At 67.5% G+C, this 10,480-nt stretch carries 11 protein-coding genes; 7 read left to right on the forward strand and 4 right to left on the reverse strand.

The genetic code is table 11. The features are described from left to right. Positions 1-218: 218 nt before the first annotated feature. Together AB0J91_RS28425 and AB0J91_RS28430 are read right to left on the reverse strand one after the other, a co-directional pair. Entirely contained in the window at positions 219-755 is a 537-nt protein-coding gene (locus tag AB0J91_RS28425; RefSeq protein WP_363874823.1) for a manganese efflux pump, read from the reverse strand. Between the two features lie 168 nt (positions 756-923). Next, on the reverse strand, positions 924-1,991 hold the full coding sequence (locus AB0J91_RS28430) for an HAD-IIA family hydrolase (protein WP_363874826.1): 1,068 nt from the start codon (positions 1,989-1,991) through the stop codon (positions 924-926). 689 nt (positions 1,992-2,680) lie between these two features. On the opposite strand from AB0J91_RS28430, the gene AB0J91_RS28435 reads away from it, so the two are divergent. The 7 genes from AB0J91_RS28435 (at position 2,681) to AB0J91_RS28465 (ending at position 9,227) form a co-directional block, all read left to right on the forward strand. Beyond that, complete coding sequence (locus AB0J91_RS28435) at positions 2,681-3,928, forward strand: LytTR family transcriptional regulator DNA-binding domain-containing protein (protein WP_363874829.1); 1,248 nt, start codon at positions 2,681-2,683, stop codon at positions 3,926-3,928. A 276-nt stretch (positions 3,929-4,204) separates the two neighbouring features. Next, positions 4,205-5,290 (forward strand): S-(hydroxymethyl)mycothiol dehydrogenase, encoded by a 1,086-nt coding sequence (locus tag AB0J91_RS28440; protein ID WP_363874850.1) that lies wholly within the window; start codon positions 4,205-4,207, stop codon positions 5,288-5,290. Then, positions 5,290-5,919: an MBL fold metallo-hydrolase gene (locus AB0J91_RS28445; protein WP_363874832.1), complete on the forward strand. Its 630-nt coding sequence runs from the start codon at positions 5,290-5,292 to the stop codon at positions 5,917-5,919. Before AB0J91_RS28440 ends, AB0J91_RS28445 begins: the two co-directional genes overlap by 1 nt. A gap of 406 nt (positions 5,920-6,325) precedes the next feature. After that, on the forward strand, positions 6,326-6,496 hold the full coding sequence (locus AB0J91_RS28450) for a hypothetical protein (protein WP_363791086.1): 171 nt from the start codon (positions 6,326-6,328) through the stop codon (positions 6,494-6,496). Between the two features lie 126 nt (positions 6,497-6,622). After that, complete coding sequence (locus AB0J91_RS28455) at positions 6,623-7,432, forward strand: ATP-binding cassette domain-containing protein (RefSeq protein WP_363874835.1); 810 nt, start codon at positions 6,623-6,625, stop codon at positions 7,430-7,432. A 28-nt stretch (positions 7,433-7,460) separates the two neighbouring features. Continuing rightward, the gene (locus AB0J91_RS28460) at positions 7,461-8,213 is read left to right on the forward strand and encodes an ABC transporter permease (protein ID WP_363874838.1); all 753 of its coding nucleotides are present in this window, start codon (positions 7,461-7,463) and stop codon (positions 8,211-8,213) included. A 204-nt stretch (positions 8,214-8,417) separates the two neighbouring features. Then, the gene (locus AB0J91_RS28465; RefSeq protein ID WP_363874841.1) at positions 8,418-9,227 is read left to right on the forward strand and encodes a GPR1/FUN34/YaaH family transporter; all 810 of its coding nucleotides are present in this window, start codon (positions 8,418-8,420) and stop codon (positions 9,225-9,227) included. Between the two features lie 86 nt (positions 9,228-9,313). On the opposite strand, the gene AB0J91_RS28470 is transcribed toward AB0J91_RS28465, so the two are convergent. Together AB0J91_RS28470 and AB0J91_RS28475 are read right to left on the reverse strand one after the other, a co-directional pair. Next, on the reverse strand, positions 9,314-9,784 hold the full coding sequence (locus AB0J91_RS28470) for a ribose-5-phosphate isomerase (RefSeq protein ID WP_363874844.1): 471 nt from the start codon (positions 9,782-9,784) through the stop codon (positions 9,314-9,316). 60 nt (positions 9,785-9,844) lie between these two features. Then, the coding region (locus AB0J91_RS28475; protein ID WP_363874847.1) for a transketolase C-terminal domain-containing protein at positions 9,845-10,480 on the reverse strand (636 nt) is incomplete at its 5' end.

Consider the following 10,480-nt stretch of genomic DNA (forward strand, 5'->3'; position numbering starts at 1 on the left):
CGTGAAGGTCTGACGCAACCAAGTTGAAGAGAGTGGGGGACAGTGCGACACAGGGGTCGTGACTCCCTGTCGGCACCCAACTCCTCGGTTTCGGAGACTTCCGCTTCACAGGAAGGCATTACGAGTCGCGCCAGGCAGGAACGCAGCTCGTCATCACCGAAACCGAGGCGCCGCAAGGACACCCAGCCATCATCCATTGTGGAGGTGGGGCTCGCTTGTCATGAGGACACGATCGGCAGGACGATTGCTGCGGTGATGAGCGAGATTCCGCTCAGCAGGTCGGTCCGGACTGGGATCAAGCGCGTGACGAATCGTCCGATGCACAACCCGGCCAGTGACATCACGGCGGTGATGGCTCCGAACACCAGGGCGGAGACCAGCGGAGCGAATCCGAGAATCCCCAGTCCCGTACCGGCGAGCAGGTTGTCCACGCTCAACGTGAGGGGCATGCCGAACAGGGTCACCCACGGCTGGTCGATCTCTTCCGGCGCGGGCTTCCGAATCGCTCCGATCAGGAGGTACAAGCCGTACACGCCCAGCAGCGCAGGCCCCGCGTAGTCGGCGACCTCGCCCATGGCCGAGCCGATGTAGTGGCCGAGCACGCCGCCGATCAGCGGTGCCACGGTGTCCCAGATGCCGAACACGACGGCTATCTGGAGGGCGCGACGGAATTTGAACGGGATCGTCCCGATGGCAATCGACGATCTGAAGTTGTCCAGGCTCAGGAAGAATCCGAGGGCAAGCGTCTCAAGCATCGAAACACCGTTCAGCTAAGTGACTTGTGTGCAGTCATCCGGCAAACGCGAATTGAACATTACATATGAATTCTTCTACGGGCAAGGATTGCCGTTAATTGCAGGTTGAATACCAGTCGTCAATGTCAGGAAGCCGTTCGTGCGAGATTCATTGATGTTGTTGCCGGATCAGGTTATTTTTCGCGGTTCGAGCTGGGGGACCAGTCCGAGCTTGTGTTCGACCTCGCTCCACAGGCCGCTGTCGTCGGGGACCGCACGACCGCTGTCGAGCGCGGCCCACGCTGCGGCGACCACGGACCGCAGCAGTTCCCCGTTGTCGGCATCGTTCTCCGCGCGAAGGACGGCGTCGGGCGTGATGCCGATGCGATCGCCGGATTCGGTGGTGCCCAGCGGCAGTCCGGCCGTGAGCAGTCCGGCCAGATCGGCGGCGACGTACGTCGGCCGCTCGGACCGAGCGGCGAACACCAGGTCCCGGAGCCGCGAAGATCCGCTCAGGACGAACAATGAATCGAGCCCGGCCGCGTTCGCGCCCTCGATGTCGGTGTCCAACCTGTCCCCGCACACCAGCGTCTCAGGCCGGCAAGTGCCCAGCCGGGAGCGGGCCAGGTCCAGCAGAGCTGCCCGCGGTTTGCCGACCACGTGCGGCGATGTGCCGGCCGCCGCCTGCACCGCCGCGACCAGCACGCCGTTGCCGGGGGCGTTCCCGTGCGGGGTGGGCAGGGTGGGGTCGAGGTTCGTGGCCACCCAGGTCGCTCCGGCTTGGACGAGGTATCCGACCGCCGCCAGCTCGCGCCAGGTGACGTCGAATCCCAGCCCCTGGACGACCGCCTCGACCGGCTCCTCACCCAGCTCCGCTGCCCGCACCGGGGTCAACCCGGCTTCTGTGAGCGCGCGAGCGATGCCGGGCCCTCCCACCGCGCACACGCGAGTTCCTCGGTCCAGGTGCTGCGCGAGGTGGGCCGCGGCCGCCTGGGAACTGGTGACCACCGACCAGCCCTCGCTCACGACGCCGAGCCCGCGGAGGTGATCGCCCACGTCCTCCGGGGGGCGGGAGGCGTTGTTGGTCGCGAACACGACCGGTACGCCGTCGGCTGTCAGTCGGTTCAAGGTCTCGACCGCGTCCGGAACAGCCGTGGCGCCGCGGTACACCACACCGTCGAGATCGCAGATCAGTCCTCGGTAGCGCGCGATGAGGGGCTCGTGCCGGACGGACGTTGCGGTGATCTCACCGATCATGCGTGCTCCTGCAGGTCATGGGCGCTGTGTCGAGGCAGTGCCCGACTGCCGGTGCGCCGTCGGTTCGTGAGACGCGCTCGCCGATGATCCCCAATTCGATTCCGGACCAGGCGAACTGCCGAAATCGTTCCGCCGTTGCCCGCGGAGAGCGGAAATCAGGAGTGATCGGAAAGGGGTGCCGGCGATTCGAATCGATTGGGGGTTGATTGCCCGAATTCCTGCCGACGATCAATTTTACGCCTGCCGAACCCCCGCTGGAAGTGTGAACCGCCGACCCGGTCGTTCATGCCGTTCACACGGTGGGACCTACCGTTCAAGCTCGAAGCGCATCGCCATTCGCTGTTGCGGCACCGCTGCCCCGTTCCGCTGCTCCCGCCGGAGCGGAAGGCATGCACTTGAAGTGCCGCACCTCGGAAGCTATGTTGTGGCCTCCGTCACTTCGCGGCAGTTCGGGGATGCCCGTGTGCCCGAGCGACTAGGAGGTCGGGGTGACCGTGAGTTTGCCGCCTCTGGCGATCGCATCGAGCGCGTCCAGGGGTCATGATCACGTGGGGAACGCGCTGGGACCCACGTCCACAGCCAGAAGTGTCGCTCGTGCGCGGGAGAGGTTCGCCGCCGGCGAAGACATCGTGAAGGGCGTCCGGCCTGAGATCCTGGCTTCGTGGTACCGATGCCGAGATCGGTACGAAGTGGACCGCACGCTGGACGTCGCGCCGGGGGCGACGGGCGAGAACGACGCTCGTCTCGACAGCCGCGTGTTCTTCACGGCGCTGGGAGGCCTCGGCGCGCTGGCCGGCCGGGAGGTGGAACGGGACAGCGGCGTGGTCACGGTGACGGATGGCTGTGGGCGCGTCCTCGGAGTGTGGGGCGATCCTTCCGCGCGGCGGCAAGCCGATCTGAACAACCTCGCTCCGCGGTCCTCGTGGTCGGAGCAGTGCACCGGCACGAACGGGATGGGGACATCGCTCGAAGTGCCCGGACCGGTGACGGTGATCGGTCCGGAGCACTGGTGCGAGAGCTTCAACCAGTGGTCGTGCGCGGGCATTTCCGTGCGGGACGTGGTGACCGGGGCGCCGGTCGCGTCGATCAACATCTCGCGTCTGAACGCGCCGCTGTCCCAGCACGTCTCGGCCTGGCTGACGAAAGCCGCCGCGTGCGTCGAACACGGCATCTACCAGAACGCCATCGCCGAAGCGGAGAAGGTGCTGGCCGAGTTCCACCGCAAGCGCGCCCAGAGAACCGGTCCGCTCATGGCGATGGACCGCGGCGGGAACGTGATCGCCGCCAACGACGCAGCCGTGTCGATGCTCAAGCTGGCGGACGACAACCCCATCGCCTCAGGCGCGCTCGAACCGTCAGACCGCTGGAACCCGAACATTCCCGGGCTTCTCGACGTCGCTCGATGGGCGATGGACCGGGCGCTGGAATCCGCGCAGTGGAGCGGTTTCGCGAGTCTGCCCGCATGCCCGGGCGAAGCTGCGATTCCGATGACCATGCGGCCCGTCGTCGAATCGAATCACGTGGTGGGCGTTCTGTGCGCGCTCGGGGTGCAGGAAGGTGAGCCGTACCGCGGCGAACCGGGCCCGCCGGTCCACTCGATGCCCCCGCGCGTCATCGGCGTTCGCGACGATCGGCTGGTGCTGCTCTCCCCGGCGGAGATCCGGTATGCCGAGGCCGACCGGAGCACCGTGTGGTTGAGCACGGACCGCGGAAGGGTCCAGGCCGCCACCCGTGGTGTGGACAACGTGGAGGCGGCGCTGACGAGCTTCGGCTTTTACCGCGTGCATCGGCGCTTCCTGGTCAACCTCCGACGGGTGGTCGAGGTGGAGCGAGGCATCAAGGGCGAGCTCGTCCTGATCACGGACCCCCGTTCGCCCGAACTCGTACCCGTTTCGCGGCGTCACGCCCCGGAACTCCGACGGCTTCTGGGGGTGTGAGACCTCGGTCCCGTCGAGGGGCAGCACGTGATGCCGTGAGGCTTCCGTTCGTACCGCGCGGGAAACCACCCGTGCCGAGTTGAACTCCACTGGTTCCGCAGAGCTTGTCCGCACAGGAGTGGGCGGACAAGCTGTTCGCGGCTCGCCGGGCGCTGAGACCGCCCCGTGCCCGGCCACGGTGCAGGGGTGGACCCGCGGACCACCTCCCGCACCGGGCCGAACTCCGGTGCGGCGCGGGAAGCGCTGCCGTGTGAGAAGCGTTCGTCGAAGGGACTCTTGGTGATCAAGTCGCGTGCGGTGGTGGCATCCGGTCGGGGGCAGCCGGTCGAGGTGGTGTCGATCGGGATTCCGGAGCCAGGGCCGGGTGAGGTTCTGGTGCGGGTGCAGGCCTGCGGGGTGTGCCACACGGATCTGCACTACCGCGAGGGCGGGATCGGCGACGACTTCCCGTTCCTGCTCGGGCACGAGGCCGCGGGCGTCGTCGAAGCCACGGGGCCGGGAGTGACCGAGGTGGGGGAGAACGACTTCGTCGTGCTGAACTGGCGCGCCGTGTGCGGCACCTGCCGCGCTTGCTCGCGAGGGCGGCCCTGGTACTGCTTCGACACCGGCAAAGCCGAGCAGCCGATGGTGATGGGTGACGGTACGGTCCTGTCTCCGGCGCTGGGCATCGGTGCTTTCAGCGAACGCACGCTGGTCCACGCCGGTCAGTGCACGAAGGTGGACCCGGCGGCTCGGCCGGCCGTGGTCTCCCTGCTGGGTTGCGGCGTCATGGCGGGTGTCGGTGCTGCGATCAACACCGCGCAGGTCTCCCGCGGGGATTCGGTGGCGGTGATCGGTTGCGGTGGCGTCGGTGACGGTTCGATCATGGGCGCTCGACTGGCCGGGGCTTCGCGCATCATCGCGGTCGACACGGACCCGACGAAGTTGAAGTGGGCCGAGGAGTTCGGTGCGACGCACGCCGTGAACGCCTTGGAGGTCGACGCGGTTTCCGGGATCAAGTCGTTGACCGGGGGACACGGTGCGGACGTCGTGATCGACGCGGTGGGGCGCCCGGAGACCTTCCAGCAAGCGTTCTACGCGCGCGACCTCGCCGGCACCGCGGTCTTGGTCGGCGTTCCGACACCGGAGTTGGAGCTCCGGCTCCCGTTGATCGACGTGTTCGCGCGCGGTGGCGCCATCAAGTCCTCGTGGTACGGCGATTGCCTGCCGAGCCGCGACTTCCCCGTGCTGGCGGACCTGTACCTCCAGGGGCGGCTGCCGCTGGAGAAGTTCGTCACCGAGGAGATCGCGCTCGACCAGGTCGAGGAGGCGTTCGTGAAGATGGAGCGCGGCGAGGTGCTGCGATCGGTGGTGGTGTTCTGATGGACGCCCGCATCGATCGCACGACCACCTCCGGCACGTTCTCGCTTGACGGTCAGACCTTCGAGGTGGACAACAACGTGTGGGTGCTCGGTGATGACGACGAGTGCGTCGTCATCGATGCTCCCCATGACGCAGCAGCGATCCGGAGGGTGGTCGCCGGACGCCGCCTCGTCGCGATCCTGGCCACCCATGCCCACGACGACCACGTCCGGGTCGCCCCCGCTCTCGCGGAGGCCACGGGTGCGCCCGTGTTGTTGCACGCTGACGATCTCGTGCTGTGGCGGCAGGCCCACGGGAGCCGAGAGCCGGCAGGCCACCTGGTGGACGGCCAGGAGATCGATGTCGCCGGCGTCGTCCTGCACGTCCTGCACACCCCTGGGCACGCGCCGGGGGCGGTGTGCTTCGACGTTCCGGCCCTGGACGTGGTCTTCACCGGGGACACCCTCTTCGCCGGGGGCCCGGGTGCGACCGGCCGGTCCTATTCGGACTTCCACCTCATCATCCGCTCCATCCGGGACAAGCTCTTCCACCTGCCCGACTCCCGGTCCGTCCTCCCCGGACACGGAGCGACCACGACCATCGGCGCTGAACGACCGCATCTCGATGAGTGGATCAGCCGAGGCTACTGACCGATGGGCGCTGAGCGGTCCACAGGAGACGGCCCCTCTCGTGGGGCCTCACGGACCGCTCAGCGCTGATTCCGGGCCACCGGTGGAACATGCGTTGCGGGAATTCCGAAAAGCCGAATACGCTCCTCTTCGCGCGCGAATTGCAATGGCGCTGAATTCCGATCCGTCAGGGCGACGGTGTTCGGTCCTCCACCCACTGCTCGGGCGCGGTCAACGCGAGGAGGGAGATCTGATGTCGGAAATTCCCAGCGCCCGCACAACAGGTGACCGGGTGATGTCCCGTGCAACATCCACCGCCCTCCGGCTGACGGCCTTGGATTCCGTGAGCCGGGGAAGTATCTGCTTCCACAACGGATTCCGCGATTCCGAAGTCGGATACTCGTGGGTTCCTGGAGTGGTCAGTCCGATGACCGATGAGCTGCGTCAGGCGCTCCACGATCTGTGGGTTGCGGATCTGATCGATATCGAGACGCGCGATCTGTTCGCGCCGCGAGGTCACCGGGTGGTGATCACCCGGAAGGGGACCCGAGCGCTTCGCTACTGGTCGCTTTCCGATCACGGCGGTTTCGCCGCGTGATGCGCTTGCGGTCGATCGTCCAACCGGCGTCGGCAATGCCGCGTCGGCCGGAAACCCGCTCGTGATCCGAAGATCCCGCGCCCGGTCCGTTCTGCCGAGGTCTCCGGTCGGTCGGCAGGAGGAATGATGACGAGCGAACCCGCTGTGCGCTGCAACGGTCTGCGCTACCGCTTCGGGCGCACCGCAGCGGTCGACGGCGTGGACCTGAGAGTCGAACCAGGCACTGTCTTCGGCTTGCTGGGTCCGAACGGAGCCGGGAAGACGACCACGATTCGAATGATCTCGACGCTGCTGCGGGTGCCGACGGGAGCCGTCGAGATCTTCGGAGTGGACGTGAACCTGCACAAGCTCGCCGTCCGCAGGTTGATCGGTTACGTTCCGCAGCAGCTCTCAGCGGATTCGGCGCTGACCGGCCGGGAGAACGTCGCTCTGTTCGCGCGGCTCTTCGACGTTCCCCGAGCGCAACGGCGGTCCGCGGTGGAGACGGCGCTGCGAGCGGTCGGGCTGGAGGAGGTTGCGGGGCGAACGGCGAGCACCTACTCCGGCGGTTTGATCCGACGCCTCGAGCTGGCGCAGGCACTGGTCAGCGAGCCCCGCCTGCTCGTGCTCGATGAGCCGACGGTGGGGCTCGACCCCGTCGCGCGAGCGGGCGTGTGGGAGCACATCGAGCGAATGCGCGCCACGACGGGGATGACGGTCCTGATCACCACGCACTACATGGAGGAGGCCGACAGGCGGTGCGACCGGGTGGCCTTCATGCACCGCGGCCGGATCCGGAGCGAAGGGGCGCCGCAGGAACTCCGCGCCGCTGTGGGCCCGGAGGCGACGTTGGAGGACGCGTTCCGCGCGGTCACCGGCGGCACGCTCGCCGGTGATGCGGGGGAGGGGATGCGCCAGGTCCGCGCTGCCCGACGGGACGCACGTCGTGGCGGTTGATCACGTGCGGTGCGGACCGGTGCGCTTGATGTGGTCGCGGATCACGACGATGTGCCTGGTGGAGCTGCAGAAGCTGCGGCACGACCGGACCGAGCTGCTGACGAGGGCGGTTCAACCGGCGCTGTGGCTGGTGGTCTTCGGCACGACGTTCAGCCGGACACCCGCGTTCCAGACCGGGGGAGTGCGGTACCTGGACTACCTCGCACCGGGCATCGTCGCCCAGTCCGCGCTGTTCATCGCGATCTTCTTCGGCATTCAGATCATCTGGGAGCGGGATGCCGGGATCCTCGCCAAACTGCTGGTCACGCCCACGCCGCGGATCGCGATCGTGAGCGGCAAGGCGTTCGCGGCCGGTGTGCGCGCCCTGGTCCAGGCTCTGGCGGTGCTCGTGCTCGCCGTCCTGCTGGGCGTCGAGATCACGGCGAACCCCGTGCGGTTGCTGGCCATGTGCGCGGTCGTGGTGCTCGCATCGGTGTTCTTCTGCTGCTTGTCGCTCACCATCGCGGGCCTGGTGCTGTCCCGGGATCGCTTGCTGGGCCTCGGGCAGGCGATCACCATGCCGTTGTTCTTCGGTTCGAGCGCGCTCTACCCGGTCGATCTGATGCCGCACTGGTTGCGGGTGGTCAACGCCGTCAACCCGCTGAGCTACGAGGTCGATGCTCTGCGCGGCCTGCTCATCGGTACGCCCGCGAACCTGGCTCTGGACTTCGCGGTGCTGGTGGCCGCCGCAGCGGCCATGGCCGGGGTCTCGTCCGCGCTGCTGGGAAGGCTCGTTCGCTGATCTGCCCCGGTGGTAGCTCGACCCGAACCTGAATCGCGTCAACAGAAATCGGACGGGCAGAGGCCATGAGGTCGCGAAAAGGGACGGAATTCTTCGCCGCGCAAATGTCGAGGACGACCGACCGCCGTTCGGGTCCGGTAGGAATCCCTTCGTGCTGATTCGGGTTCCACTCGTTCCCAACTCATTGTCCGAAACGACTGAGACGTGGCATGTTTCAAGCGGGAGCATTCCCATCTGGAGAATCTCGGGGATTCCCGAGAACTTCCCGTCAGCGGCCGTCGTCCACGCGAAGTCGGCGATGTCAATCCGGCTCTGCGGCGGCGCCGCGAAATCGCGCACCCGAAAACCGCAAAGGAGCGGATCGTGACCGCATCGGAAGCAGCGACAACTGACCGCGAAACGCCCGTGAACCAAGATCCCGAGCCGACACCAGGTCCTCTGACCGGTGACCCCGCACTGATCGGCGTTCCCACCTTCATCGTCGGCTCGATCGCCCTCGGAATGACCCTCGTCGGCTACGTGCCTGCCGCAGCGGTCGGAGCACCGGTGGCGATCATCCTCGCCGCCACCGGGATCGGACAACTCGTCGCCGCGGTGTGGGCGGCCGGCATCGGCCAGAGCGCGGTGGCGTCCATCTTCGGAATCTTCTCCGGGTTCTGGCTCAGCTACGGATTCCTCGTGCTCGGATTGACCCACGACTGGTTCGGGGTGCCGTCTGAGAGCGCAACCGCCACCCAAGGTCTTTTCCTGACTTCGTGGTTCGTCACGGTTGCGTTGCTGACCCTGGCGACGCTGCGCCTTCCAGCCGCGTACACCTTGCTCTTCGGGTTGATCGCCGCTGCCCTCGTCATCGTCCTCGTCGCGACGCTGCAGGGATCGACGGAGTTGAAGGCCGTCGGCGGGTACGTGGTCTTCACCTTCGCCGCTCTGGGCTGCTACTTGTTCTTCCACGTCATGTCGGTGGCGACAGGAGGACGGGGATTGCCGCTCGGCCATCCGGTGCTGGGCCGGTGAACGAGGAAGCGCGGAGGCGGTTTCACACCGCCTCCGCGCTTCGCCTTCTGCTGCTGACCGTCGTGCGAACACCACCGCGTCCACGATCAGCCGGTCGGCAGCGCGGGCGGCTCCCCGGAGCACTCGTAGTGCGACAGCTGGTCGATCCTGCGCTGGTGGCGGCCGCCTTCGAACTCCGTGGTGAGGAACGCGTGGACGATGCGCTCGGCCTCGGTGAGCGTGTGCATCCGGGAGCCGATGGCGGCCAGCAGCGCGTTGTTGTGCTGGCGGGCAAGCCGGGCGATGTGGACGTTCCAGATCAGCGCGGCGCGGGCGCCGGGGACCTTGTTCGCGGCGATCTGCTCCCCGTTCCCGGAACCGCCGACGACGATGCCGAGACTGCCCTCGTCGGCCACGACGCGACGAGCCGCGTCGATGCAGAACGGTGGGTAGTCATCCTCGGCGTCGTAGGCGGACGGGCCGACGTCGGTCACCTCGTGGCCGACGTCGGAGAGCTTCTTGGCGAGGTAGGTCTTGAGCTCGAGTCCGGCATGATCGGAGCCTATGTAGATGCGCACGGGCCTTGTCCTTCGCGGTGAATGGGTTGATGTTCGCGGCGCGATCACCGCGCTCGGGCGTCAGCCCGGCCGCACGGTGCTCACGGAGCGTCGCGCGGCCTCGGTGACCGCCTCGGCCGTGATGCCGAACTCGGTGTACAGCCTCTGGTAGTCGGCCGAGGCGCCGAAGTGCTCCAGGGAGACGATTTCGCCGGCGTCACCGACGAAGCGGTGCCACGGCTGGGCGATGCCCGCCTCGACCGCGACCCTCGCCCGCACCGACGGGGGCAGCACGGATCGGCGGTAGGTCACGTCCTGCGCCTCGAACCACTCCACGCACGGCATGGACACCACGCGCGTCGGGATTCCTTCGGCTTCCAGGGACTTCCTGGCCGCCACGGCCAGCTGCACTTCGGATCCGGTCGCGATCAGCAGCACCTCGGGACTGCCGGAGGAGGCCTCGGCGAGCACGTAACCGCCGCGGGCGACACCCTGCGGGTCCGTGCTTTCCAGCGTCGGCACCCCTTGGCGGGTCAGCGCCAGGCCGGCGGGTCCGTGGGGGTTCTCCAGGATCGCTTTCCAGGCCGCAGCGGTCTCGTTGGCGTCGGCCGGGCGCACGACGGCCAGGTCCGGAATGGCTCGTAGGCTGGAGAGGTGCTCGACGGGCTGGTGTGTGGGGCCGTCTTCGCCGAGTCCGATCGAGTCGTGCGTCCACAC

This window comes from Saccharopolyspora sp. NPDC049357, assembly GCF_040677225.1.
Lineage (GTDB): Bacteria > Actinomycetota > Actinomycetes > Mycobacteriales > Pseudonocardiaceae > Saccharopolyspora.

What these genes read in the sequence shown, in the direction of transcription:
- AB0J91_RS28425 (WP_363874823.1), bottom strand. Translation starts at nt 755, where the DNA reads ATGCTTGAGACGCTTGCCCTCGGATTCTTCCTGAGCCTGGACAACTTC.
- AB0J91_RS28430 (WP_363874826.1), bottom strand. Translation starts at nt 1,991, where the DNA reads ATGATCGGTGAGATCACCGCAACGTCCGTCCGGCACGAGCCCCTCATC.
- AB0J91_RS28445 (WP_363874832.1), top strand. Translation starts at nt 5,290, where the DNA reads ATGGACGCCCGCATCGATCGCACGACCACCTCCGGCACGTTCTCGCTT.
- AB0J91_RS28450 (WP_363791086.1), top strand. Translation starts at nt 6,326, where the DNA reads ATGACCGATGAGCTGCGTCAGGCGCTCCACGATCTGTGGGTTGCGGAT.
- AB0J91_RS28455 (WP_363874835.1), top strand. Translation starts at nt 6,623, where the DNA reads ATGACGAGCGAACCCGCTGTGCGCTGCAACGGTCTGCGCTACCGCTTC.
- AB0J91_RS28460 (WP_363874838.1), top strand. Translation starts at nt 7,461, where the DNA reads ATGTGGTCGCGGATCACGACGATGTGCCTGGTGGAGCTGCAGAAGCTG.